This window comes from Bradyrhizobium sp. WCU1, assembly GCF_053474805.1.
In genome coordinates, this window is the sequence record NZ_CM130280.1 from 2,039,957 (window position 1) to 2,063,318 (window position 23,362).

At 63.9% G+C, this 23,362-nt stretch carries 23 protein-coding genes and 1 tRNA gene; 12 read left to right on the plus strand and 12 right to left on the minus strand.

All coding sequences use genetic code 11. The features are described from left to right. Positions 1-25: 25 nt before the first annotated feature. The 3 genes from ACTUWL_RS09265 (at position 26) to ACTUWL_RS09275 (ending at position 2,901) form a co-directional block, all read left to right on the plus strand. Entirely contained in the window at positions 26-790 is a 765-nt protein-coding gene (locus ACTUWL_RS09265) for an ATP-binding cassette domain-containing protein (RefSeq protein WP_021075820.1), read from the plus strand. Beyond that, positions 790-1,872, plus strand: coding sequence for an ABC transporter permease (locus ACTUWL_RS09270; RefSeq protein ID WP_021075819.1), 1,083 nt, complete (start codon positions 790-792; stop codon positions 1,870-1,872). The genes ACTUWL_RS09265 and ACTUWL_RS09270 overlap by 1 nt, the downstream gene beginning before the upstream one ends. A 96-nt stretch (positions 1,873-1,968) precedes the next feature. After that, entirely contained in the window at positions 1,969-2,901 is a 933-nt protein-coding gene (locus ACTUWL_RS09275; protein WP_021075818.1) for a sugar-binding protein, read from the plus strand. A gap of 71 nt (positions 2,902-2,972) precedes the next feature. On the opposite strand, the gene ACTUWL_RS09280 is transcribed toward ACTUWL_RS09275, so the two are convergent. Continuing rightward, a tRNA-Glu gene (locus ACTUWL_RS09280) sits at positions 2,973-3,047 on the minus strand. A gap of 525 nt (positions 3,048-3,572) precedes the next feature. Between ACTUWL_RS09280 and ACTUWL_RS09285 the strand changes: the two genes are divergently transcribed. The 3 genes from ACTUWL_RS09285 (at position 3,573) to ACTUWL_RS09295 (ending at position 6,666) form a co-directional block, all read left to right on the plus strand. After that, entirely contained in the window at positions 3,573-4,025 is a 453-nt protein-coding gene (locus ACTUWL_RS09285; protein WP_021077408.1) for a (2Fe-2S)-binding protein, read from the plus strand. A gap of 1 nt (position 4,026) precedes the next feature. Next, on the plus strand, positions 4,027-6,342 hold the full coding sequence (locus ACTUWL_RS09290; protein ID WP_021077407.1) for a xanthine dehydrogenase family protein molybdopterin-binding subunit: 2,316 nt from the start codon (positions 4,027-4,029) through the stop codon (positions 6,340-6,342). A 96-nt stretch (positions 6,343-6,438) separates the two neighbouring features. Beyond that, complete coding sequence (locus tag ACTUWL_RS09295) at positions 6,439-6,666, plus strand: hypothetical protein (RefSeq protein WP_291738414.1); 228 nt, start codon at positions 6,439-6,441, stop codon at positions 6,664-6,666. An 81-nt stretch (positions 6,667-6,747) separates the two neighbouring features. On the opposite strand, the gene ACTUWL_RS09300 is transcribed toward ACTUWL_RS09295, so the two are convergent. The 3 genes from ACTUWL_RS09300 to ACTUWL_RS09310 form a co-directional block, all read right to left on the minus strand. Beyond that, positions 6,748-8,478 carry a methanol/ethanol family PQQ-dependent dehydrogenase gene (locus ACTUWL_RS09300; protein WP_021077405.1) on the minus strand — a complete coding sequence of 577 codons (1,731 nt, stop codon included), beginning with the start codon at positions 8,476-8,478 and terminating at the stop codon, positions 6,748-6,750. Positions 8,479-8,543: 65 nt separating this feature from the next. Next, positions 8,544-9,191 (minus strand): QcrA and Rieske domain-containing protein, encoded by a 648-nt coding sequence (locus tag ACTUWL_RS09305; RefSeq protein ID WP_021077404.1) that lies wholly within the window; start codon positions 9,189-9,191, stop codon positions 8,544-8,546. Positions 9,192-9,328: 137 nt separating this feature from the next. Continuing rightward, on the minus strand, positions 9,329-9,664 hold the full coding sequence (locus tag ACTUWL_RS09310) for a hypothetical protein (RefSeq protein WP_021077403.1): 336 nt from the start codon (positions 9,662-9,664) through the stop codon (positions 9,329-9,331). Positions 9,665-9,726: 62 nt separating this feature from the next. Here ACTUWL_RS09310 and ACTUWL_RS09315 point away from each other — a divergent pair, with 62 nt between their 5' ends. The 3 genes from ACTUWL_RS09315 to ACTUWL_RS09325 all read left to right on the plus strand — a co-directional run bounded on the left by ACTUWL_RS09315 (position 9,727) and on the right by ACTUWL_RS09325 (position 12,959). Then, a complete protein-coding gene (locus ACTUWL_RS09315) occupies positions 9,727-10,707 on the plus strand; it encodes an RluA family pseudouridine synthase (RefSeq protein WP_035650391.1) in 981 nt (326 codons plus the stop codon). Between the two features lie 216 nt (positions 10,708-10,923). Then, positions 10,924-11,820, plus strand: a complete 897-nt coding sequence (rpoH, locus tag ACTUWL_RS09320) for an RNA polymerase sigma factor RpoH (RefSeq protein WP_021077401.1) — start codon at positions 10,924-10,926, stop codon at positions 11,818-11,820. Between the two features lie 335 nt (positions 11,821-12,155). After that, the gene (locus tag ACTUWL_RS09325; protein WP_021077400.1) at positions 12,156-12,959 is read left to right on the plus strand and encodes an LON peptidase substrate-binding domain-containing protein; all 804 of its coding nucleotides are present in this window, start codon (positions 12,156-12,158) and stop codon (positions 12,957-12,959) included. Positions 12,960-13,166: 207 nt separating this feature from the next. On the opposite strand, the gene ACTUWL_RS09330 is transcribed toward ACTUWL_RS09325, so the two are convergent. Beyond that, complete coding sequence (locus tag ACTUWL_RS09330; RefSeq protein ID WP_146160294.1) at positions 13,167-13,535, minus strand: hypothetical protein; 369 nt, start codon at positions 13,533-13,535, stop codon at positions 13,167-13,169. 339 nt (positions 13,536-13,874) lie between these two features. On the opposite strand from ACTUWL_RS09330, the gene ACTUWL_RS09335 reads away from it, so the two are divergent. Together ACTUWL_RS09335 and ACTUWL_RS09340 are read left to right on the plus strand one after the other, a co-directional pair. Next, the gene (locus ACTUWL_RS09335) at positions 13,875-14,228 is read left to right on the plus strand and encodes a hypothetical protein (protein ID WP_021077399.1); all 354 of its coding nucleotides are present in this window, start codon (positions 13,875-13,877) and stop codon (positions 14,226-14,228) included. A 34-nt stretch (positions 14,229-14,262) separates the two neighbouring features. Continuing rightward, positions 14,263-15,465, plus strand: a complete 1,203-nt coding sequence (locus ACTUWL_RS09340) for a tetratricopeptide repeat protein (protein ID WP_021077398.1) — start codon at positions 14,263-14,265, stop codon at positions 15,463-15,465. A 77-nt stretch (positions 15,466-15,542) separates the two neighbouring features. Here ACTUWL_RS09340 and ACTUWL_RS09345 read toward each other — a convergent pair whose 3' ends face one another. The 4 genes from ACTUWL_RS09345 to ACTUWL_RS09360 form a co-directional block, all read right to left on the minus strand. Then, a complete protein-coding gene (locus ACTUWL_RS09345; RefSeq protein WP_021077397.1) occupies positions 15,543-16,163 on the minus strand; it encodes a peptidoglycan recognition protein family protein in 621 nt (206 codons plus the stop codon). 36 nt (positions 16,164-16,199) lie between these two features. Beyond that, a complete protein-coding gene (locus tag ACTUWL_RS09350; RefSeq protein ID WP_021077396.1) occupies positions 16,200-17,414 on the minus strand; it encodes a GGDEF domain-containing protein in 1,215 nt (404 codons plus the stop codon). A 662-nt stretch (positions 17,415-18,076) separates the two neighbouring features. Next, the gene (locus ACTUWL_RS09355) at positions 18,077-18,688 is read right to left on the minus strand and encodes a LysE family translocator (RefSeq protein ID WP_021077395.1); all 612 of its coding nucleotides are present in this window, start codon (positions 18,686-18,688) and stop codon (positions 18,077-18,079) included. 97 nt (positions 18,689-18,785) lie between these two features. Then, positions 18,786-19,187, minus strand: coding sequence for a response regulator (locus tag ACTUWL_RS09360; RefSeq protein ID WP_021077394.1), 402 nt, complete (start codon positions 19,185-19,187; stop codon positions 18,786-18,788). Positions 19,188-19,342: 155 nt separating this feature from the next. Here ACTUWL_RS09360 and ACTUWL_RS09365 point away from each other — a divergent pair, with 155 nt between their 5' ends. Then, positions 19,343-20,203, plus strand: coding sequence for an SDR family NAD(P)-dependent oxidoreductase (locus ACTUWL_RS09365; protein WP_021077392.1), 861 nt, complete (start codon positions 19,343-19,345; stop codon positions 20,201-20,203). A gap of 288 nt (positions 20,204-20,491) precedes the next feature. Here ACTUWL_RS09365 and ACTUWL_RS09370 read toward each other — a convergent pair whose 3' ends face one another. The 3 genes from ACTUWL_RS09370 to ACTUWL_RS09380 all read right to left on the minus strand — a co-directional run bounded on the left by ACTUWL_RS09370 (position 20,492) and on the right by ACTUWL_RS09380 (position 23,307). Continuing rightward, entirely contained in the window at positions 20,492-21,340 is an 849-nt protein-coding gene (locus ACTUWL_RS09370; protein ID WP_021077391.1) for an FRG domain-containing protein, read from the minus strand. Between the two features lie 142 nt (positions 21,341-21,482). Then, positions 21,483-22,289: a lytic murein transglycosylase gene (locus ACTUWL_RS09375; RefSeq protein ID WP_021077390.1), complete on the minus strand. Its 807-nt coding sequence runs from the start codon at positions 22,287-22,289 to the stop codon at positions 21,483-21,485. Positions 22,290-22,344: 55 nt separating this feature from the next. After that, on the minus strand, positions 22,345-23,307 hold the full coding sequence (locus ACTUWL_RS09380; RefSeq protein WP_021077389.1) for a DUF817 domain-containing protein: 963 nt from the start codon (positions 23,305-23,307) through the stop codon (positions 22,345-22,347). Between the last annotated feature and the right edge of the window lie 55 nt (positions 23,308-23,362).

Genomic DNA, 23,362 nt, shown 5'->3' on the forward strand with positions numbered 1-23,362 from the left:
CCAGCATGCCTGAGCGAGACCAGCCATGGTAACCCCTCACGACGCCGGGCTGGCAGTCCTGGAGTTGAAGGGCATCGGCAAGGAGTTCGGCGCCATTCGCGCGTTGCATGGCGTCGACCTGCGCGTCTCCCCCGGCGAGGTTGTCGGCCTGATGGGCGACAACGGCGCCGGCAAGTCGACACTGGTCAAGATCATCGCCGGCAATTTCCCGCCAAGTCACGGCGAGATCCGCTTTGACGGCAGGCTGGTTCACTTCGCCCGTCCGATCGATGCCCGTGCGGTCGGCATCGAAGTGGTCTACCAGGACCTTGCACTCGCCGACAACCTCACGGCCGCGGCCAATGTCTTCCTCGGCCGCGAGCTCAAGCGCAAGTTTGGTCCGTTCGCCTTGCTCGACCACAAGGCGATGGCCGCCCGCGCGCTGGAGCTGTTCGGCGAACTGCGCTCGGAGACCCGTCCGGACGATCTCGTCAAGCAGATGTCGGGTGGCCAGCGTCAGGCGGTCGCGATCGCGCGGACGCGGCTCTCGAATGCCAGGCTGGTGATGATGGACGAGCCGACGGCTGCGATCTCTGTCCGCCAGGTCGAGCAGGTCCTTGGTCTGATCCATCGCCTGAAGGAACAGGGCGTCGCGGTCATGCTGATCTCGCACCGCATGCCCGACGTGTTCGCGGTCTGCGACCGCGTCGTCGTCATGCGCCGCGGCGAGAAGCGGGCCGACAAGGCGATCGGCGACACCAGCCCCGAAGAAGTCACCTCCCTGATCACGGGAGCGAAGGAGGCTGCGTGATGGCCACGCCCCTGGACTCTCCCCTCACCTTCACCAATGTCGGCAAGGCCAAATGGTGGCGAAGCGGCTTCTTCGCCTCGCAGACCGGCTACGTCCTGCTGGCGCTGGTGACCCTGTTCGTGGTGATGAACTTCGCCAGCCCCTATTTCCTCACCCAAAGCAATCTTCAGAATGTGGCGAAGAACTTCTCATTCATCGCCATCGCCACGCTCGGCGTGACCTTCGTCATCATCACGGGCGGCATCGATCTCTCGGTGGGCTCGGTGATGTGCTTCTCCGCGATGATCACCTCGATGGTCATGACGTCCATCTCGACGCCGGGCATGCCTGGCGCGGAGTGGTTCGTGCATCTGGCTGACGACGGCAAGACCGTGATCGCCAACGTGCCCGGACTGATCCTGCTCATCTCTGTCCTGGCAGGGCTCGGCGTCGCGCTGCTGGTCGGCCTCGTCAATGGCTTCTGCATCGCCGTACTCGGGCTGTCGCCCTTCGTCACCACGCTCGGCATGCTCTCGATCGTGCGCGGCCTCGGCTACGTCGTCTCCAACGGCCGCGGCAGCTTTCCGAGCGGCCCGGAAGCCGGTTATTTCTACACGCTGACCTCAGGCGTCGTGTTCGGCCTGCCCGCGCCGTTCATCTATCTCGTGGTGCTCGCGGCGGCGATGGCGGTGGTGCTGCACCATACCGGTTTTGGCCGCCACGTCTTTGCGCTCGGCGGCAATGAGAAGGCGGCGGCCCTGACCGGAATCCCGGTCGTGCGCGTCAAGATCGAGGTCTATGTCATCTGCGCGCTCGCGGCCGGCCTGCAGGGCATCATCATCTGCGGCTGGCTGGGATCCGCGCCGGCCAACATGGCGACGTCCTACGAGCTCAACGTCATCGCGGCCGCCGTGATCGGCGGCGCCAATCTCGCCGGCGGCGCCGGCGGCCCACTCGGAGCCATCGTCGGCTGCGTGCTGCTCGAGGTAATCCGCAACGGCCTCGTGCTCGCGCAGGTCAACTCTTATTGGCAGCAGACACTGGTGGGCGTGATCATCATCGCAGCCGTGCTGGTCGATCGCCTTCGCTCGCGCATGGCCTGACAAGTTCGTCCCGGAGGATCGTGAATGCCCGCCTATCCACCTCCCGGAGCCGCTGATTGCAAGGATAGGCACAAAAGAACAATGTGGAGGGAAACAATGAGGAAAGCACTTCTAGCCGCCGCGGTGCTCGCCATGACGGCCACGCCCGGCTTTGCCCAGAACTACAAATTCGTGATCGTGCCCAAGGCGATGAACAATCCGTTCTTCGACTTCGCGCGCGACGGCTGCGAGAAGCGCGCCAAGGAGCTCGGCAACATCGAATGCATCTACAAGGGTCCGGTCGAGCACGAGCCGGCGACGCAGGCGCAAATCATCCAGGATTTCATCACCCAGAAGGTCGACGGCCTCGCCATCTCGGTCGCCGATGTCGCCGCGATGACCAAGTCGATCGAGGCGGCAACCGCCGCCGGCATTGCCGTCATCACCTTTGACTCGGATGCGCCGGGCTCGAAGCGGATCGCCTATATCGGCACCGACAACAAGGAGTTCGGCACAGCGCTCGGCAAGCAATTGCTGAAGCTCCGGCCCGATGGCGGCAAATACGCGATGATCTCCGGCGGGCCCGGCGCGGAGAACCTCGCCGAGCGCGTCGACGGCGTCCGGGAGGCGCTCAAGGGCTCGAAATGGATCGAGGTCGGGGGATCGCCGACCTTCTGCAACGACGATCCGGCGCTAGGCGTCCAGCAGATGACCGATCTGCGCACCGCAACCCCCGATCTTGCAGCGATCATCCCGGTCGGCGGCTGGCCGATGTTCGCGCCGGAGGGCTTCAAGGCGTTCGCCAGCAAGAGCAAGAAGGACATCGACGCCGGCAAGTTCACGCTCGTCGCGGCCGACACCCTCAAGATGCAGCTTGAGCTCCTCAGCGAGGGTTACGCCAATGCACTGATCGGCCAGCGTCCGTTCGAGATGGGCGTCAAATCGATGGATACGCTGCTTGCAATCAAGAAAGGCCAGAAGGTGCCGGAGATCATCCACACCGGTCTCGACGTCGTGACAAAGGACAACGTCTCGGCAATGCTGAAATAAACGCTGCAAAGCCCCGAGGCGGCGTCACGTCGTCGAGAAATCTGCGGTTTTGCTGCACGGGATCGGATCACTGGCGCTCCCTAGGGGAATCGAACCCCTGTTTCAGCCTTGAGAGGGCCGCGTCCTAACCGCTAGACGAAGGGAGCGTTGAGGGACAGGCAATAGCCTTGAAATCCCCCCGCCGCAAGATGGCTTGTGCATTGCGGCGTGGATTTTGTCATCCATGCTTACCATGCCGTGCCCATGGTTTCGGCACGGAAGCGGCCCGGGAGGGCTCCCTGCGCCCCGCCGAGACCCCAGCGTCGCATCCGCACGGGATATAGCGATGCAGCCGCCGATTGCATCGTGGCCACCTCCGGCTGTCATGTCTTGATCGTGCACGGCCCTGCTTTCGCCAAATGGAAATGCAAAACACCTGCCTGTGAAGTCACTCGCCGCCTTGCTCTGCTAACATCGCAAGTCCTTCACCATGCTGCGCCGGGCAAGGCGCTCGAGAAGCGAGAGGAGTGCTTGGAACAAAGCGCAGAACCTTGGCGCACGGCAAATTTGGCTCACCAACATCTTCACAAACATCTTGGCAAAACAAACATCAGCGCGGCCGCAGGTGAGGGAAGACGTTCCGCATCTCGCGCCGCAACCGGTCAATAGCTTAGGCAGAGCGAGGACAGACCATGATCAAACTAAAAATCAACGGCCAGGACCAGAATTGGGACGGCGACCCCGATCTTTCGCTGCTCTGGTATCTGCGTGACGAAGCCGGCCTCACCGGCACCAAGTTCGGCTGCGGCCAGGCGCTGTGCGGCGCCTGCACCGTGATCGTCGACAAGGAGGCGGTGCGCGCCTGCATCACCTCGGTCTCCGACGTCGTCGGCCGCGAGGTCACCACCATCGAGGGGCTGCACCCGACCGGCGACCATCCGGTGCAGAAGGCCTGGCGCCAGGTCAATGTTCCGCAGTGCGGCTATTGCCAGGCCGGCCAGATCATGCAGGCCGCGGCGCTGCTGACCCAGAACCCGAAGCCGAATCACGACCAGATCCGCGAAGCCATGTCGGGCAATATCTGCCGCTGCGGCTGCTACCAGCGGATCGAGAATGCCGTGCATCTCGCGTCGACGGGGGTGTGACATGAACATCCGCACCAATCCGAACAGACTTCGCGGCTTCGAGAAGCATGCGAAGGTCGAGAACCTGTCGCGCCGCAGCATCCTCAAGGGGCTCGGCGTTGCAGGCTCTTTCGTGCTCGCCGCACCGGTGATGACGCGCCAGGCGTTCGCCTATGAGACCGGAGCCGGCAAGATGCCGCACGGCGTCGTGGTCGATCCGCGCGTGTTCGTCGCGATCGCCCCCGACGGCACCGTCACCATCCTGGCGCACCGCTCCGAGATGGGCACCGGCGTCCGCACCAGCCTGCCCCTGATCGTAGCCGAGGAGATGGAGGCCGACTGGTCGCGCGTCCATGTCCAGCAGGCGCATGGCGACGAGGTCAAGTTCGGCAACCAGGACACCGACGGCTCGCGCTCTACGCGGCACTATCTGATCCCGATGCGCCAGATCGGCGCCGCCGCGCGCGCAATGCTGGAAGCTGCCGCCGCCAAGAAGTGGGGCGTGCCGGTCACTGAAGTGAAGGCGCAGAACCACGAAGTGGTGCACAGCGCGAGCGGCCGCAAGGCGGGCTTCGGCGATCTCGCCGCCGACGCCGCCAAGGAACCGGTGCCGGATATCAAGGGCCTGAAGCTGAAGGAGGCGAAAGACTTCCGCTATCTCGGCAAGGGCCAGGTCTCGATCGTCGATCTGCACGACATCACCACCGGCAAGGCGCATTACGGCGCCGATACCCGGCTGCCCGGCCTGAAATACGCCGTCATCGCCCGCCCGCCGGTCACCGGCGGCAAGGTGAAGTCGTTCGACGACAGCGCGGCAATGAAGGTGCCGGGCGTCGAGAAGGTGATGGAGGTCAAGGGCTGGCCCTGGCCGTCCAAGTTCCAGCCGCTCGGCGGCGTCGCCGTGATCGCGCGCAACACCGGCGCCGCGATCAAGGGCCGCGACCAGCTCAAGATCGTCTGGGATGACGGCGCCAATGCCAAGTACGACTCCGTCGCCTATCGTGCATCCCTCGAAGAGGCCGCGCGAAAGCCCGGCCTCGTGGTGCGCAAGGAAGGCGATGTCGATGCCGCGCTGAAGAACGCCGACAAGGTCATCACCGGCGAGTATTACTTGCCGCATCTCGCCCATGTCAGCATGGAGCCGCCGGTCGCGGTTGCCAATGTGACGGGCGACAAGGCCGAGATCTGGGCGCCGGTGCAGAGCCCCGGCGGCACCCGCGAGGATGTCGCCAAGACGCTCGGCATCCCCGAGGACAATGTCACCGTCAACGTGACGCTGCTCGGCGGCGGCTTCGGCCGCAAGTCGAAATGCGACTTCGCGCTGGAGGCGGCGTTGCTCTCGAAGGAACTCGGTGCGCCGGTCAAGGTGCAGTGGACCCGTGAGGACGACGTCCATCACGACTTCCTGCACACGGTGTCGGTGGAACGGATCGAGGCCGGTCTCGACAAGAGCGGCAAGGTGATCGCGTGGCGGCACCGCAGCGTGGCGCCGACCATCGCCTCGACCTTTGCCGCCGGCGCCAATCACGAAGCGCCGTTCGAGCTCGGCATGGGCCTGATCGACAACCCGTTCGAGATCGCCAACCTGCAATGCGAGAATCCGGAAGCGGCCGCGTTCACGCGGATCGGCTGGTTCCGCTCGGTGTCCAACATCCCGCGCGCCTTCGCGGTGCAATCCATGGTCGGGGAAATCGCACATGCGACGGGCCGCGACCAGAAGGAGATGCTGCTGGAACTGATCGGATCGCCGCGGATCGTCAACCTGTCCTCGGTGAAGGATCCCTGGAACTACGGCGAGCCCTATGAGAGCTATCCGATCGACACCGCGCGGCTGCGCAAGGTGGTCGAACTGGTCGCCGAAAAGGGCGAGTGGGGCCGGACCGTGCCGAAAGGCCACGGCCTCGGCATCGCGGTGCATCGCTCGTTCGTCAGCTACATCGCGACCATCGTCGAGGTGGCGGTCGACGACAAGGGCAAGTTCACGGTGCCCAGGGTCGATACCGCGATCGATTGCGGCACTTACGTCAATCCGGAGCGGATCCACTCGCAGATCGAAGGCGCTGCGATCATGGGGTTGAGCCTCGCCAAATACGGCGAGATCAGCTTCAAGGACGGCAAGGTACAGCAGAGCAATTTCGACGACTTCCCGGTGATCCGGATCGACGAGTCGCCTGCGATCACCAACGTCTTCATCGTGCCGCCCGGCGCCGACACGCCGCCGAGCGGCGTCGGCGAACCCGGCGTTCCGCCGTTTGCGCCTGCGCTGATCAACGCGATCTTCGCCGCCACCGGCAAGCGCATCCGCGCCCTGCCGATCGGCAAGCAGCTGGAGACGTGAGGTAGGAACGTTAGGCGAGACGGGTCGTTCTCATCGGTCCACTGGAGCAGATCGATGAGAACCCCACCTCAAACAATCGGGACGCTCGCGGCAGCCTTGTTCGCGGGCGTCTTTCTTTTTGCAGCGCAGGCTTTCGCACAAACAGCTTCGCCGCCGAGCACAACGGCAACGCGTCCGGCCAGGGTGCTGCCCGACCAGACCTCGGTTCCGAGCAACGGCCCACCATCGACCACCGACCAAACCACCGGTGAGGCCAGTCGTGATCCGACGATCAAGAAGATGAACGACGACGAGAAGCGGAAGGTCGACGAGAAGGGAAAATAGCCGAACGGGCGGACCGGGAAGCGGCCGGTCTCCCCAACCGCCGCTTCCCGATCGCATCGCCCCCTATCCGTGGACCCCGCGCTACTTCTTGTCGAGCGCGAACACCCAGATCACGCCGCCTTGCGGGACGTTGTTCTCGAAGCCCTTGACCTTGCCGGCCAGCGCGTCCTGGATGCGCTGCGCGTCGACGCCCCAGCCCGACTGGACTGCGATGTACTGCGTGCCGTCGACCTCATAGGACATCGGCATCGCCATGATGCCGGAGTTGGTCTTCTGCTCCCACAACAGCTCGCCGGTCTTGGCGTTGAAGATGCGGAAGGCGCGGTCGTTGGTGCCGCCGGCGAGAACCAGATCGCCCGCGGTCGCCGTCACCGCACCGAACAGCTGCGACGTCTTGTAGTCGTGCTGCCAGACCTTCTTGCCGGTGGCCGGATCCCACGCCTGCAACTCGCCGAAATGATCGGCATTCGGCGCGGGGATCAGCCCGATGTCCTCCGGCTTGGTGCCGAGCCAGAGCTGGCCGGGAACCAGCGGTTGCTTCTCGCCGGTGAAACCGCCGCAGAAGTTCTCGTTGGCGGGAACGTAGACCAGCTTGGTGTTCGGGCTATAGGACGCCGATGGCCAGTCCTTGCCGCCCCACAGCGACGGGCAGAACTCGACTCGCTTGCCGAGCACCGGCTTGTGGTCGGGATCGAGGATCGGACGGCCGGTCTCGGCCTCGACACCCTTCCAGACATTGGTCTTCACGAATGGCCAGCCGGCAACGTAGTTGATCTTGTCCGCCTTGCGTTCGAGCACCCAGAAGATCGCATCGCGGCCGGGATGCACCAAGCTCTTGAACGACTTTCCGTCGCGCTGCATGTCGATCAGCATCGGCGCATCGACCTCGTCCCAGTCCCAGGAATCGTTCTGGTGATACTGGAAGTGGGTCTTGATCTTGCCGGTGTCGGGATCGAGCGCCAGCACCGAGCTGGTATAGAGGTTGTCGCCGGGATGCATCGAGCCGGGCCACGGCGCGGCGTTGCCGACGCCCCAATAGACCGTCTTGGTGTCCTTGTCGTAGGTGCCGGTCATCCAGGCCGATCCGCCGCCCGACTTCCAGTCGTCGCCGCTCCAGGTCTCGTGGCCGGGCTCGCCCTCGCCGGGGATGGTGAAGGTGCGCCACAGCTCCTTGCCGCTGTTGGCGTCGAACGCGGCGACATAGCCGCGCACGCCGAACTCGCCGCCGGAGCCGCCGACGATCACCTTGCCGTCGACGGTGAGCGGCATCAGCGTCATGTACTGACCCTTCTTGTAGTCCTGGACCTTGGTGTCCCAGACCACCTTGCCGGTCTTGGCGTCCAGCGCGACGACGTGGTCGTCCGTGGTCGCGAGATAGAGCTTGTCCTCCCACAGGCCGACGCCGCGGCTGGTCGGATGCAGCTGGAACAGATCGTCGGGGAGCTGCCGCTTGTAGCGCCAGTACTCTTCGCCGGTCTTGGCGTTGAGCGCGATCACCTGCCCCATCGGGGTCGCAACGAACATCACGCCGTTGTTGACGATCGGCGGCGCCTCATGGCCTTCGATCACGCCGGTCGAGAAGGTCCAGACCGGCTTGAGGTCCTTGACGTTGGATGTGTTGATCTGGTTGAGCGGACTGAAGCCCTGTCCGTCATAGGTCCGGCGATAGAGCATCCAGTTGCCGGGTTCGGGATTTTCGAGACGCGCAGACGTCACCGAACTGTAGTTTTCGATCGGCCCTGCGACGGCGTAGGTCGACACGAGGCACGTGAATGCGACACAACTCGACAATAACCACTGCTTGCTTGTCATGAGATGCTACCTCCCTGCTCTGCTCTGTTTTGTTTTTTAGGTCATGCAGATATCTCGATGTGGCCTCATCCTCCCTGCTGAGCACCCACCTTTCCGACGAATGGCGCTGCGACCGTGATCGCGCCGTCGGCCACCGTCAGCGGCAATGCCGCGAGGCGACGTGGCGCCGGCCCGAACACGACCTGCGCATCCTGTCGCGGATCGTATTCGGAGTTGTGACAGAGACATTTCAGAACGTTCTTGTCGCCCTGATTTTCCTTCACCCAGGCGGTGATCGGGCATCCGGCATGCGAGCAGATGACGGAGTAGCAGACGATGCCGTCAGGGGCACGCGCACGCGTGGCGTCGTCCAGTTCGCTCGGATCGAGCTTGACGAGTACGACCTCGTTGAGCCGCGAGCCCTTGCGGACGACCGAGGTCTTCGGGTCCTGCGGCCAGGCGCGAATCGGCGGCCCGCCCAAGGTCAGATCATCCGACTTGATGACCTGTCCGGCCTTGTCGCCTTCGGCGCGCACCAGCTGATCGGCTTTTTGCGGTCGCTCACTGGCGCCGGGCTGATCTTCATCGTCGGCGGCTGCAGGCTCGATCGCGGCGAGACACGCGCAGCCCGCGATCGCGGTCAACACCGCGCGGCGCGTCGGACCGTTGCACGACCCCACTGCATCGGATTCACCGGACTGTTCGATGGAAGCGCTGGGGTTGGGTTGCGACATGGCGCAAGCTGAACGTGCAACTCGGCCGAAAAGATGGCGGCACGCCTTCTCGATGCGCGAACGCTGGCGCAAAAACTATGCAGACTATGCTATGCAGCTTTTGGTTGATCGAGCACGCGGCTTCGCGATTGCGAGCATCAGGGCTCGTTGACGAAGCTCAGCCTGCCGGCAGGTTTCAGCGTCTTTGCATCAAATGTGCGGATCTCTGTTGCACCGCCTATATCAAGCGTCAGCAGCAGCCGGTCGCCGGCGACGGCAGTTGCGACGATGCGGGCGCCCTTCGGCAGCGCAGCAGTGACATCGGAGACCGAAACAGGGCTTCCCTCGCTGCGATAAAGGCGGTAGCCGATGGCGATCAACACGACCGCCACGGCCAGTGCCGAGGTCAGGCCAGCGATCAGCATCATGCGCCGCACCCGCGCGATCAGCGCGGCCTGGTCGGGGGTCGGTTCGGTCACAGCGGTGTCGGTCATCACAAGGCTCTATATCTTTGCAAGTTACTTCGCAGCAGGTCTCTTCGAATGGCGGTCGGAAGCTGGAGGTCATCGTCGCGGGCGACGAGGGCTCGGCCCGGCTTGACCGCGTGCTCGCACAGCGCACTCCGGAGCTGTCGCGGTCCCGGCTGAAGGCGCTGATCCTCGCCGGTTCCGTGACCGTCAAGGACGCCGTCGTCCGCGACCCCGCTTATCATGTCGCCAGTGGCGATACGATCATAATCGACGTGCCGGAGGCCGCGCCCGCCGAGCCGAAGGGCGAGGATATCGCGCTCGATATCGTGTACGAGGACGACGACATCATCGTCATCGACAAGCCCAGGGGCCTGGTCGTGCATCCGGCGGCCGGCCACGCCACGGGAACACTGGTCAACGCCCTGATCTCCCATTGCGGCTCGAGCCTGTCCGGGATCGGCGGGGTCAATCGGCCGGGCATCGTGCACCGGCTCGACAAGGACACCACGGGCCTGATGGTGGTCGCCAAGAACGACCACGCCCACCAGTCGCTGACCGCGCAATTCGCCGACCACGGCCGCACCGGCCCGATGGAGCGCGGCTACATGGCGTTCGCCTGGGGCGTGCCGAACCGGCCGCACGGCACCATCGACGCGCCGATCGACCGCCACCCGCACGCCCGCGAGAAGATGGCGGTGCGCCAGGGCGGCCGCGAGGCGATCACCCATTTCGAGGTGCTGACGAGCTTTGCCGGCCGTGACGGCAAGCCGGTCGCCTCGCTGCTGGCCTGCCGGCTCGAGACCGGGCGGACCCATCAGATCCGGGTCCACCTCGCCCATCTCGGCCATCCCCTGATGGGCGATGCCGTCTACGGCCCGCACTTCAAGACCAAGGCCGGCCACCTCGGGCCGGAAGGTAAAGACGCACTTACCGCCCTCGACCGGCAGGCCCTCCACGCCTATCTGCTGGCTTTGGAACACCCCCGCACCGGGGAACTTTTGCACTGGGAGGCGCCCCTGCCGGAGGATTTGCTTCTCCTGCAGAGGGCGCTGGCAGCGGCGGTATGACGCACCCCCTCCGGAAAAGCCTAGCTATGACAACACGTTATAGCTGGCACACGGGGACGTGACGTCAGCAATCCTTCCCTATCACGGACCGTTTAGTGTATGTTGCACCTGCGCTGAATATCCAGCGCGGAACATCGCAGCGTGGCCGGCTTTAACCCAGCGGCCACCTGCCGGGCCCGCCGCTATCGGGGGCCTGAACCACTGGAGGGCGCTCGAATGGCCCGTACAGCTACGTTGCCGGTTCTCAATGGAGAATCCGGCCTTTCACGTTACCTCGCCGAGATCCGCAAGTTCCCCATGCTGGAGCCCCAGCAGGAGTACATGCTCGCCAAGCGTTGGCGCGAGCATGATGATCGCGACGCGGCGCATAAGCTTGTCACCAGCCACCTCAGGCTCGTGGCAAAGATTGCCATGGGCTATCGCGGCTACGGCTTGCCGATCTCCGAGGTCGTCTCGGAAGGCAATGTCGGCCTGATGCAGGCGGTGAAGCGATTCGAACCCGAGAAGGGCTTCCGTCTCGCCACTTACGCCATGTGGTGGATCAAGGCGTCAATACAAGAGTACATTCTGCGTTCCTGGTCGCTCGTGAAGATGGGCACCACCGCGAACCAGAAGAAGCTGTTCTTCAACCTGCGCAAGGCCAAGAGCAAGATCTCGGCTCTGGAAGAGGGTGATCTCCACCCCGACCAGGTCAAGCTGATTGCCAAGCGCCTCGGCGTGACCGATCAGGACGTGGTCGACATGAACCGCCGCCTCGGCGGTGACGCGTCGCTCAACGCCCCGATCCGCGACGACGGCGAAGCCGGCGAATGGCAGGACTGGCTGGTCGACAACTCGCCCAACGCCGAAGCCTTGATGGCCGAGAGCGAGGAGTTCGATCATCGCCGGCAGGCCCTCAATGGTGCGATCGGCGTGCTCAACCCGCGCGAACGCCGCATCTTCGAGGCGCGCCGTCTGGCGGATGAGCCGATGACGCTGGAAGACCTCGCCGCCGAGTTCGGCGTGTCGCGCGAGCGCGTGCGGCAGATCGAGGTCCGCGCCTTCGAAAAGGTGCAGTCGGCCGTCAAGGGCACGATCGCCCGCCAGGAAGCAGCTCTCGAAGCCGCGCACTAATCGCGGCGAACGAGCCAACAGACACGAAAGCCGGCGGCAACGCCGGCTTTTTTGTTTTGGCTGAAGAATGGGGGGTAGCCAACGGGTCCGCGCAACGCGCGGCCCGATGATAAACTCCGCGATACCCCATCCTCTCACCGCGCAGCGCGATAGATGATTGACACCAAGCCGCCTCCAGGTGAGATTTTGTGACGGTTGATACGACCTGCTGGTTGCACCCTCACGGGAACGGTGAACGTATCGAGCCCTTGATTGGCTTTCCTTTGCCCGAGCGACCGGGTCAGCAACGCAACCGCCTGGCACGCCTGGTTCGCTCCTAGTCAAAGGACGAAGTCATGCGCGATTTTCGCGATGCAAAGGCCATGGCCCGCACCTTGCGCGCCTCGCTGACTGCCAAAACGGTCAGCATCAGCCACGGCGAGAGCCTGGAACTGGTTTCAAGAATGCTCGGCGTCGCCGACTGGAACACGCTCTCGGCGGAGATCCAGGCGAGCCGTGACGGATCGTTGGCCGCAGCCACAACACACGCCACGGAGGCGGGACGCCATCCCGCCATGCCAATCCGGGATTTCGTGCCGTTCCCCGGCGAGATCGCGCCGCTTTACACCCGCAGCACCAAGGCCATTCAGGCGCTTGCACGGGCCTTTCAAGGTGCGCGGCCGATCGTCGTCGCGATCCAGAGAAGCGCCGACATCGACGAGCCCGGACTTGGCGACATCTATGACGTCGGTGTTCTCGGCAGCGTCCTGACCCTGGACCAACTGGCCGATGGCAGATGGAAGGCGCTGACCCAAATCCATCGGCGCACCATGATCAAAGACTTCGTCGGAGAGGCGGACAGCTATGTCGCCGAGGTCGATGATCTCGACGAACAGCCTGCTCCGGATGTGCCGTACCTGATCCTTTCAATCAAAGCGTATTTCATGGCCCATTCGTTTCGAGACGCAATCAAGCGAGGTTATCCGCGTGAGCCGCAAATCAAGCCGCCGTTCGAACGGGTCCGCGATGCTGGCCGGCTCGCCGACATGATTGCATCGCATATCGAGCTTTCCATCCCGGACAAGCAGGCGCTGCTCGCGACCCTCGATCCCGTAAGGCGGCTCGAGAGGGTCGGAGCCTTCCTGCAGGGAAACGCTTGAGGTCGGCTGGCTGGGTCGGGCGGTTGTCGGCGATACCTATCATCCCATCGCGCAGCACGAGGTTGATCGGTATGGCTTCGTTGCCCCCATCCTCAACTCGATCGGCAAGTCGTCGTCGGTTCAAATGCAGCTTTGCGCGACCGGACCTTGAGTTCTACGGCTTTCCGGACATTCTCCCACGGCACCGCAAACGTGCCTGTCATCCCGTCAATCGTCACTTTGCCGTCGCAACCGAATATCGCGCGTCTTACCTTCATCCCATTCAATCGAAACCGAAAATGATAATTGGCCTGCCCGTCGATCGTAGCTAGTGACTTTAGCGGCGACGGGCTGCTTCAGTGCGCCTTCAGACCAACTGAGTTTGATCACCGGGAGAGGATTGGCGTCCGAGACGATGACAACATAGCCGCCGATGTCACCGCTTTCCCGTTCCACGCAACTGTCAGTGTAATAGATCGTCTTGTCTGCCGATGCAGGCGAGCAAGCCACATCGACAATAAGGCCTACCGCGGCTGCATGCAGCACACGCCGCGTCCGCTTGGTCTGGTTACCACAGTCGATCTCCTTAACTGTCAAGCCATAGCACGGGCTGCGCTGGTGTCAGCGGCCGTGGCGATGTCGATGGATCGAAATGAATAGTGTGCAGAACGGTGGAGCGCAACGATACCCACCTTCCCACCGCGCGGCAGAAGATTGATGGGCATCGCTTCGCTCCACCCATCCTACGGAGCTGGATTTTTGGCGTGATGCTTTGGCGCGCACCTCGATCTAGCTTGGACGCGCACCGACCGCTTCGTCTGACGACGAATGTTCGCGTGAGGCTCATGGTGGCTGGGCATCTTGCAAAGGAATGACTAACCACGTTGCGACATGCATGCGCCACGGCATGGGAAACGTCTATCAACCAATGATAGCATGGGCTTCATTGAATCAACCGTGGGAACCAACGTGACCGGAATGACCAAGCCTCGCTCTTGGTTTCTGCTAGCTGCCTCGTGGATCGCACTCGTCGGAGCTCTCGTCGTTTGCTTTACGCTCATGAGCAAGACCGGCGGTGGTTCTCCTTCCTGGCTGGTCAGTCTGATCGTGTCCTGGCTGCCATTCATCGCATTGATAGGCGTCTGGATATGGCTCTCGCGCAGGCATGGGCGCGGATCATCCGGGGCCAGTTGGGTTGACCTCTGCGAGCAGCAGGTCGTCGAATCCCAGCGCACCAACGCCCTGTTGGAGCGGATCGCGGCGGCTTTGGAAAAGCATTCTCCGGGTTAGCTCGAGCACTGCGGCATCGCGGGAGAAGGGGCGTATGCGTTCAAGGACCTCTGCGCATGTCTGGCTGTTTGCGTTGGCATTCGCGGCAGCCGCCTCCGTCAGCCGGCCGGCGGCAGCCGACGACCGACAGGACTGTCTGAATGGATCGAAGGAAAACGCTGCCGCGACCATCGCCCCCTGCACACGCGCGATCGAAGACGGAGCGTACAATGGCCGAGATCTTTCCAACCTGTATAATGCGCGCGGTTACGCCTGGTCGTGGACAAACTTCGCCGATCGTGTCGACCACGCCTTCAAGGACTACACCGAGGCGATCCGGATTGACCCGGAAGCCGTTGGCGCACTGCTCAACCGGTCGCAGCTCTACAATCAACGGCGCGACTACGACCGGGCGATAGCGGACGTTGACCGGGCCTTCGAGGGCGGTCTGTCGGACTATGGAAAGCGGGTAGGGTACCGCGAGCGCGGCTACGCCTATCAAGCCAAAGGTGACAACGACCATGCCATCGCGGACTTTAGCGACGGCATCCGGCTCGATCCGAACAACAAAGCCGCCCTCACCGCCCGAGGCAACGCCTACCTGGCCAAGGGCGATCCCGATCGCGCCACCGCCGACTACGACCGGGTGATCGCACTCGATCCGGACTACGCGATCGCCTACTATAATCGGGCCCTTGCATACAGGGCGAAAGGTGACTTCGATCGCGTCATCGCCGACTGCAATGAGGCGATCGCGCTCTATCCGAACTATGCGGACGCCTACCTCAACCGCGGATACGCTTACCAGGTCAAAGGCGATCTTGATCGCGCCATCGCCGACTACGACCGGGTGATCGCGCTCTATCCGAAATATGCGGTCGCCTATTACACTCGGTCCCTGGTCTACAGGACGAAAGGTGACCTCGATCGCGCCATCGCCGACTGTAGTGCGGCGATCGCGCTCGATCCGAACTACACGGACGCCTACAACAGTCGCGCCGTTGCGTACCTCACCAAGGGCGACTTCCGTCGCGCCATCGCCGATTTGAGTCTGGGGCTCGCGCTGGCATGGCTCGCCATCATTCTCCTTCCAGCGGCATGGGTCTGGATTTGTTACCGGACAAGCATTCGTGGACGTAGAGGGTCGTCCGGCCGGACGGCAGTTGAGATCTGCGAACAACATATCGTCGAAATGCGCCGCAGAAACGTCGCCCTGGAAAGGCTCGCGACTGCGCTCGAGAAGCATTCAATGGGCTAGCTCGGGTGCGTGGCGGCGGTATCCGCAAGACGCTCCATCCACGAACGCAGGCGCCGCAGACTTGACGGAGCCTGCCCCTACTCGCCCCACTCCCGCGCCATGGTCGCGAGCGCGCAGCCTTCGCAATAGCGGGCGTCCTTGAAGTCGATCCAGTTGTGGGCATAGACGCGCTCCAGCGGAATGCCGTAACGCGCGCGCAGCACCTTCACCAGGACCCGCCAGGCCGCGATCTGCGCGTCGGTCGGCCCCTTGGTGACGTCAGGATAATTGCCGGCGAACTCGACGCCGATCGAGCTGTCCTTGTTGACCTGGCGATACGTCTTGCTGTTGTCGATGTATTTGTTGTCGTTGCGATCGGCGCCGTCGGTGTGGGTCGGAACGAGGTTCTCGGCGACCGCCCAATAGACCGTGCCGTCGGTTTCGACCCAGACCATGACGCCGCGCCTTGTCGGATTCTTGTGCTGCGCTTGCGCGCCATAGCGTGCCGAGCCCTGCGGCCCCTCGGTCTGGTGCACGATGATGTTGCGCCAGGGGTGCGCCTTGGCGACGTCACCCCACGGCGACAGCCACACCATCTTCAACCCAGGAATCTCGGGCGCCCCCTGCGATCGCGCTATGACGGCGAGATCGGAGGTTTCGGCCAAGGCGGCGGAGGAGATCACGAGGGCAAGCAGCGCGGCGAGCAGGCGATGCATCATGACGATGGAATCCAGTGGCGTCCCTCGTTAGCACACTCAGGCGCGCTGGCGCAGGCTCGCCTCCAGCGCATCGATCATCTCGGGCGGCAGCTTCGGCTCGTAGGTCGCATAGCCGTTCTTGCCGCCCTTCTTGGCGTCGTACAGCGCGTGGTCGGCGGCGGCGATCAGGCGGTCGGGATGCATGCCGATTTCGCGGGTCCACTGTGCGACGCCGATCGAAACCGCGATCGGAATGTCAGGGCCGGTGCACTGCTCGGCGTCGGCGCGGCAGACCTCCAGCACGCGGCGGGCGATCATCGCGCCCTCGCGCAGCGTCGAGGACGGCAGCACGATGCAGAACTCGTCGCCGCCGGTGCGGGCCAGCATGTCGCCCGGGCGGAGCCTCGTCTGCGCCATCAGCGTGAAGTGCTGCAGGCAGGCATCGCCCGCGGCGTGGCCATGGGTGTCGTTGATGCCCTTGAAGCCGTCGAGGTCGATCACCAGCAGCGCGAACGCCTCGCCGTTGCGGTCGGAGCGCGCGCATTCCTCGGTCAGGCGCTGCAGCAGATGGCGGCGGTTGCCGACGCCGGTGAGATCGTCGAGCAGCGCGAGGTCGGCGACCTCGTTGCGTAGCCGGTCGATCGACATCAGCAGGAAGCCGAAATTGAGCGCCATCGACAGGAACACCATTAGCAGGATCACCAGCGACTGGCCGGCATTGAAGCGAACGAAGGAGTATTCGCCGGGCTGCAGCAGGGCGCCGACCAGGCGCAGCGCATAGATGCCGATCAGCACCGAGGCGACGACGCCGGCAAGCCGCGCGCCGGGGCTGACGCGCCCGTTCTCGGGCGACAGCAACAGCTTCAGCGTCAGCACAAACGGCATGACCTGGGCGACGGTGTAGACCAGGATGCGCATCTGCAGGCTGTCATAGGCAAAGATGAAGACGCCGAGGCCAGCGAACGCGAATGCGGTGGACAGCGCGGTCCTGCGCCAGCCCACCGGCTTGCCGTAGAAGCGCTTGATGCCCATCGCGGCAAGGCCGGCGGCGAACACCATGAGCGTCCCCGCCGCCAGCAGCGGCAGCAGCGAGTCCGTCAGCATCACGCGGAGCATCGCGCAGGCGGCGCCGGCGGAGGCGACGAAGGCTGACGCGGTCCAGAGCCGCGCGGCGCCGAAAGCCGGATAGCTGTGCGCGACATAGGCCCAGATCAGGCCGAGCGCGAGAAAATTGATAATGAATACCGTCCAAAGCGTCGGAACGCTCAACATCGCCCCTGTTCGAGACCCGTATCGGCCCCGCCTCCCCTGAAATGACCGCCACCCCTTAAGGCGTTTCTCCCAACGACAATCCGCGTTGTCTTGGCGGCGAGGATGAGGCCGCGCGGCTTAACGGACCCTCACCGCCGCGCGGCAATCCGTGCTGTGGTTTTGAATTGATGAAGAACCGCGCGTCGGCCGTTTGCGCATCGTTAAGCATGACCGCCGCGATGCGCGACACGCATACGCTGGCGAAAAACTGGCGAAAACACGTAACAGCTGTGGATAACACGATGACGGCACCGTGACAGCACGCGGCAGCCGCCTCCGAATCTGCTGAGTTTGATACTGAGGATGTTGCGAGGCTGGCCCTCCGCCAAGCATGCCTCGGAGTCGCGTTCAATCCATGAAACCTTGAGAGGATACTATGGCTAAGAAAGCGAAGAAGGCGAAGAAGGCGAAGGCGAAAAAGGCCACCAAGAAGAAGGCCGCCAAGAAGTAACCAATTCCAGCCCGGGTAGCGGCTCTTGCCCTGCCCGGGCATCCGGTCCGTGACCGGCCTCAAGTCGACCGGCCGAAATCAATCGGTCGAAATCAATAGCCCCCCGTAGACGGGGTAACGCAGCAGGCGCAGGCCTGCTTTTTTATTGCCGGTATCGCGGGGCGAAGCGGGGTTAGCGTTCCGCGAAGGCGAGCTTGGCGCCGAGCAGGGCAAAGCCCGCGGCAAAGCTGCGGCGCAGCCAGGCCATCACCTTCGGCCGGGTGATGACGCGGTCGCGCACCGACGCCGCGAACAGCCCGTAGACCGCGAACACCGCAAAGGTCATCGCCATGAACACGAAGCTGAGCTCGACCATCCGCGTCAGCGGATGCGCCTCGTCAACCGCGATGAATTGCGGCAGGAAGGCCAGGAAGAAGATCGACAGCTTTGGATTGAGGATGTTGATCAGGATCGCGGTCAAGATCACCCGCCCGCTCGAGCGCGGCTTGATTTCGGTGTCGACGGCAAGCGCCCCGCGCTCGCGCAGCGCCTGCCATGCCATATAGAGCAGATAGACCACGCCGCCCCATTTCAGCGCCGCGAACGCCATCGCGCTGGTGTGCAGGATGGCGGCCAGTCCCAGCATCGCCGCGATCATCTGCGGCACGATCCCGAGCGTGCAGCCGAACGCCGCCGCCACGCTGGCCCGCGAACCCCGGGTCAGCGCCACCGCCAGGGTGTAGAGCACGCCGGTGCCGGGCGAAGCCACCACGATCAGCGTGGTCAGCAGGAAAGACCAGGTCATTTCAAATCCTCAACGGGGCGGAGCCTCAGCCGCCAATATCACGGTGCCAGGGCCGGCGGAAGCGGCCGCCGGCCGGCCGCCCGCGCCGATACCTCCGTCACACCGACCTCGACCCGCGCCCCGACAGCGCCGACGCCTTGGTCTCGGCGAGGCGGATCACGTCCAGCGGCGCCCAGGGCTTGGACCAGAACAACGCGCCGTCGGGCAGGCGCTGCCGCAACGGCCTGCCCGAGGTGACGATCACGTCGAGATCGGGTCTGTACCTCTTGGCGACATGAGCGAGCTCCACGCCGGTCATGTTGCCGGCCAGCTCGACATCCGTCATCATCAACACGACAGTGTCGCCATCGCCCCGCAGCACCAATTCCGCGGCCTCCGCACTCGCGCAGAAGATCACGTCGAAATCACTTTCCTCGAGCAGCAGGCCTATCATCTCCCGCTGCATCGGGTCGTCTTCGACAACCAGGGCCTTCGCACGACAGGGCCTCGACTGTCCCATGGCTGGGCCTCCCTTATTGATCGCAGTTTTGAGAACGAGCATAGATCAAATGCCTAAAATCCCTGGATGGTTCGGTTCCAATTTGAGAAAAGCGCGGAAATCCGTGTTCCGGCACGGCAACCACGTCCCCCTCGTCGAGATGGAGCTGACCTGACATGACCGCGATCTCAGGATCCGCCGCCGCCGTGACCGGCGCGGCCAGCGGCATCGGCCGCGCGCTCGCGCATGAACTGGCGCTGCGCGGCTGTGATCTCGCGCTCGCCGATCGCGACGAGGCCGGCCTGCAGGCCACCGCCGCCGAGATCGCGAAAGCGAGCCCGCGCAAGGTCACGGTGCATCGGCTCGACGTCAGCGAGCCGGACCAGATCACGGCATTCGCGGCGGCCGCCGGCGCCGCGCATCCGACGCTCAACATCGTCATCAACAATGCCGGCGTCGCCCTGCTCGGCCAGTTCGATGAGATCGAGCAGGGGCAGATGGAATGGCTGTTCAACATCAATTTCTGGGGCGTGGTGCACGGCACCCGCGCCTTCCTGCCGCTGCTGTCGCAGCGCCGCGAGGCGCATATCGTCAATATCTCCTCGATCTTCGGCATCATCGCTCCGCCCGGCCAGAGCGCCTATTGCGCGGCCAAGTTCGCGGTGCGCGGCTTCTCGGAGAGCCTGCGCCACGAACTGGCGGTGGCGGGTAGCCCGGTGAAACTCTCCGTGGTGCATCCCGGCGGCGTCGCCACCAACATCGCGCGCAACTCGCGAACCGGCGCCGGGATCACCGACAATGCTCGTCGCGCCGAGTCGATCGAGCGTTTCGATGCGCTGGCCAGGACCACACCGGCCGCGGCCGCGCAACGCATCATCACCGGCATCGAGAAAAACCAGCCGCGCATCCTGATCGGCAAGGACGCCGTGTTCATGGACCTGCTGCAACGTTTCCGGCCTGGAACGTATTGGAAGATGCTGCAGCGGCAGATGGAGAAGACGGCGGCAAAGCGGATGGCGCGCGATGCGGCGAGGTGATTGCACGCAATCTCTCGTCGTCGTCACGGCGAAAGCCAGGACCCATAACCACAGGGTTGCGTTGGTGAGCAAGCTGAGGCCACAGCGTCAGGCACGACGGGCAGTCGTGGTTTTGGGTCCGGGTCAAGCCCGGGACGACATCCATCCGTCATTCCGGGGCTCGCGTAAGCGAGAACCCGGAGTCCGTCGGGCCGTACATTCCGAGGAAAAATGGATTCCGGGTTCGCGCTACGCGCGCCCGCAGACGCGCAATTGCGCATCGGAGAATGACAACGGGATGAATCGCGATCATCCGCCCAGCTGCTTCTTCACCCCGAGCGCCAGCTGAAACAGCGGATCGTTCTGCTCCGACGGATAGAGCGCGCTCTTCCTCACCTGCGGGAAATTGTCGTTCTTCCAGAACGACGCCGGCGCGAACGAGAATTTTGCGACCAACCGCCGGCCGAAATCCATCTCGTAGGGGAAATAGTTCTCCCGCTCGTCGGTGCCGGATATCTCAGGGTATTCGCCGAGCAGATAGCCCTCCTGGATATGCGGCCGCACCGCGGCCGGCGGGCAGACGCTGGACAACCGCACGATCTGCAGGCCCGCCTCCGCGCTCGCCGTGATGGCGCCGCTCAGATTCGGCACGCCGAGGACATAGAGGAACGCGGTCGCGGTTTCCGCCAGCGAAGCAAACGAGGCCGCGATCCGGATCGAATGGGTGACGTCGAGCAGCGGCGTGGTGCAGACCTCGTAATGCTGCAGGATCGACCAACGCAGGATGCGATGCCGCTTCAGCCGCTCGAGCCCGAGCAGTTTTGCCCTGGCGTATTCGGCAACCAGGATCTGTTCGGCGCGACGCAGCACCTCGAACCGCGTCACCAGTGTTTCGCGATCGGGATTGCCGCGGCCGCCGCGGAACAGCGACGGCTTTAGCGACGAGTTGTTCTTGATATTGCGGTGATCCGCGCCCTGGCCGCGAAACAGCAGCACATGATCACGGTTGAGGAACTGCAGCTCGGCGATCTTGGTGGCGAGCTCGATATAAGAGCCGACGCGATGCCCCGGCCCCTCCCGCACCGCAGAGCTCTTCGCGACATGGCATCCCCGGCGATCGAAGAACGACCAGATCTTTTGGCTGCCGATGGTTTCCATGGCCTCGAACTCTCAGTTCGTCATTCCGGGGCTCGCGCAGCGAGAGCCCGGAATCCATTCCTCAACACGTGACGCGGCCCGATGGATTCCGGGCCTGCGCCTATCGGCGCATCCCGGAATGACGAACATGGATGCGACGTGGTCACCGCCCCACGAGTTGATCGGCAAAATACCCGATCGTCTTGCGATAGATCACCGCCCTGTTCCACTCGCGCATCGCTTCGAAATTGGCGCTGCCTTCGCCATAGGGCGCGCCCATCTTGAAGCCGTTCGAGTGCAACAGGTTCGCGGTCGAGGCCAGCACGTCGGGCACCGAGTGGCGCAGATCGACATGGCCGTCGCCGTCGAAATCGACGCCGTACTTGATGTAGGACGACGGCAGGAATTGGGTCTGGCCGATCTCGCCGGCATAGGCGCCGATCATGTCGTTCAGACGCAGATCGCCGCGCTGCAGGATCTTGAGCGCGGCGAGCAGCTCGCCCTGGAACAGGTCGGTGCGGCGGCAATCATGCGCCAGCGTGGCGAGCACGCGGAACACCGGCAGCTTGCCCATGTCGCCCTTGCCGAAATCGGTCTCCAGCCCCCAGATCGCAACCAGGATCTGGCGCGGCACGCCGTATTGCTGCTCGATCTTTGACAATAGCGCCGCGTGCCGCTGCAGCATGGCGCGGCCGCCATTGATGCGCCCCGAGCCGACGCGGGTTGCGACATACTGCTCGAAGGTCTTGTTGAAGGTGTAGCGCTGCCGCCGGTCGAAGGCGAGCACCCCGCCATCCTGCTGCACCCCGCCGAGCGCCTGCGAGATCACATCCTGCTGGATGCCGGCCGCGGCCGCCTCCTGCGAGAACGACTGCACGAAGGCCGGAAAACTGCCGCCGCAGCGGGCGGCGTAGGAGGGGGTGGCAAGCAGCAAGGCGCCGAAGAAGACCGCCAAACGACACCTGAGCATGCAACAATCCCTCCTGCTTCGAATGGCCGATCATGCCATGGAGCAAACGCGACAGTCAAAGCGTCGGCACTGACATTCTGTCCACGGTCGCGTCATCGCGCGACCGCACACCCGCACCGGCATTCTTGCCCCTCCACTTCTGCGGCGGATTGACCAGACTCACCAGCGTGTAGCTGATGATCAGGAGCAGGAACCAGGAGCCGAGCTTCTCGATTCCGACCATCGACCAGCCGAGCCGCTGCGAGGGATAGAGCCAGGTCTTGGTGAAGGTGCCGATGTTTTCCGTGAACCAGATGAACAGCGACACCAGCACGAGGCCGAGCAGCAGCGGCATCGAGCGATAACGGGTCCAGACCTTGAAATGGATGCTTGCGCGGCCGAACAGCCAGATCGCCCAGGCGAACAGCCCCCAGCGCAGGTCGATGACGTAATGATGGCTGAAGAAGTTGACATAGATCGCGACGCTGAGAGCGATCAGGCCGAGCCGGCGCGGATGCTGGACAAAACGGAAATCGAACAGCCGCCAGCAGCGGCAGATGTAGCTGCCGATGCAGGAATACATGAAGCCGGAGAACAGCGGCACGCCGCCGATGTGGAAGATGCTGGGCTCCGGATAGATCCAGGAGCCGACGGAGGTCTTGAAGACTTCCATCGCGGTGCCGACGACATGGTAGATCAGGACGACCCGGGCCTCCTCCCAGGTCTCGAGCTTTCCGGCCAGCAGCGCGACCTGGACGGCGAGCATGCAGAGAAACAGGAAGTCATAGCGCGCGAGCAGAGCGTCCGGCGGATAGAAGCGCCAGGTGCCGATCATCAGCGCCACCGCGATGCCGCCGAACAGGCAGGCCCAGGCCTGCTTGACGCCGAAGCGAAGGAATTCGTAAAGCCCCGCGGTCCAGCGGCGCTGCGCCATCACCAGGCCGAGGCGATGTTCGGCGGCGATGAAGCGGCGCAGCGGCGGCCAGTTGGCCGCGGCGCTCGCGATCGGTTTGGCCTGGCTTGTTATCCTGTGATGCACGCCGCGGACGGTGGCGGCCGATCACGGTCGCAGCGCGGCGGAGTTGTGCAGATTT

What these genes read in the sequence shown, in the direction of transcription:
- ACTUWL_RS09310 (WP_021077403.1), bottom strand. Translation starts at nt 9,664, where the DNA reads ATGACCGACACCGCTGTGACCGAACCGACCCCCGACCAGGCCGCGCTG.
- ACTUWL_RS09305 (WP_021077404.1), bottom strand. Translation starts at nt 9,191, where the DNA reads ATGTCGCAACCCAACCCCAGCGCTTCCATCGAACAGTCCGGTGAATCC.
- ACTUWL_RS09340 (WP_021077398.1), top strand. Translation starts at nt 14,263, where the DNA reads ATGCGTTCAAGGACCTCTGCGCATGTCTGGCTGTTTGCGTTGGCATTC.
- ACTUWL_RS09370 (WP_021077391.1), bottom strand. Translation starts at nt 21,340, where the DNA reads ATGGAAACCATCGGCAGCCAAAAGATCTGGTCGTTCTTCGATCGCCGG.
- ACTUWL_RS09365 (WP_021077392.1), top strand. Translation starts at nt 19,343, where the DNA reads ATGACCGCGATCTCAGGATCCGCCGCCGCCGTGACCGGCGCGGCCAGC.
- ACTUWL_RS09290 (WP_021077407.1), top strand. Translation starts at nt 4,027, where the DNA reads ATGAACATCCGCACCAATCCGAACAGACTTCGCGGCTTCGAGAAGCAT.
- ACTUWL_RS09275 (WP_021075818.1), top strand. Translation starts at nt 1,969, where the DNA reads ATGAGGAAAGCACTTCTAGCCGCCGCGGTGCTCGCCATGACGGCCACG.
- ACTUWL_RS09345 (WP_021077397.1), bottom strand. Translation starts at nt 16,163, where the DNA reads ATGATGCATCGCCTGCTCGCCGCGCTGCTTGCCCTCGTGATCTCCTCC.
- ACTUWL_RS09285 (WP_021077408.1), top strand. Translation starts at nt 3,573, where the DNA reads ATGATCAAACTAAAAATCAACGGCCAGGACCAGAATTGGGACGGCGAC.
- ACTUWL_RS09360 (WP_021077394.1), bottom strand. Translation starts at nt 19,187, where the DNA reads ATGGGACAGTCGAGGCCCTGTCGTGCGAAGGCCCTGGTTGTCGAAGAC.
- rpoH (WP_021077401.1), top strand. Translation starts at nt 10,924, where the DNA reads ATGGCCCGTACAGCTACGTTGCCGGTTCTCAATGGAGAATCCGGCCTT.
- ACTUWL_RS09300 (WP_021077405.1), bottom strand. Translation starts at nt 8,478, where the DNA reads ATGACAAGCAAGCAGTGGTTATTGTCGAGTTGTGTCGCATTCACGTGC.
- ACTUWL_RS09335 (WP_021077399.1), top strand. Translation starts at nt 13,875, where the DNA reads ATGGGCTTCATTGAATCAACCGTGGGAACCAACGTGACCGGAATGACC.
- ACTUWL_RS09270 (WP_021075819.1), top strand. Translation starts at nt 790, where the DNA reads ATGGCCACGCCCCTGGACTCTCCCCTCACCTTCACCAATGTCGGCAAG.
- ACTUWL_RS09265 (WP_021075820.1), top strand. Translation starts at nt 26, where the DNA reads ATGGTAACCCCTCACGACGCCGGGCTGGCAGTCCTGGAGTTGAAGGGC.
- ACTUWL_RS09375 (WP_021077390.1), bottom strand. Translation starts at nt 22,289, where the DNA reads ATGCTCAGGTGTCGTTTGGCGGTCTTCTTCGGCGCCTTGCTGCTTGCC.
- ACTUWL_RS09325 (WP_021077400.1), top strand. Translation starts at nt 12,156, where the DNA reads ATGCGCGATTTTCGCGATGCAAAGGCCATGGCCCGCACCTTGCGCGCC.
- ACTUWL_RS09350 (WP_021077396.1), bottom strand. Translation starts at nt 17,414, where the DNA reads ATGTTGAGCGTTCCGACGCTTTGGACGGTATTCATTATCAATTTTCTC.
- ACTUWL_RS09355 (WP_021077395.1), bottom strand. Translation starts at nt 18,688, where the DNA reads ATGACCTGGTCTTTCCTGCTGACCACGCTGATCGTGGTGGCTTCGCCC.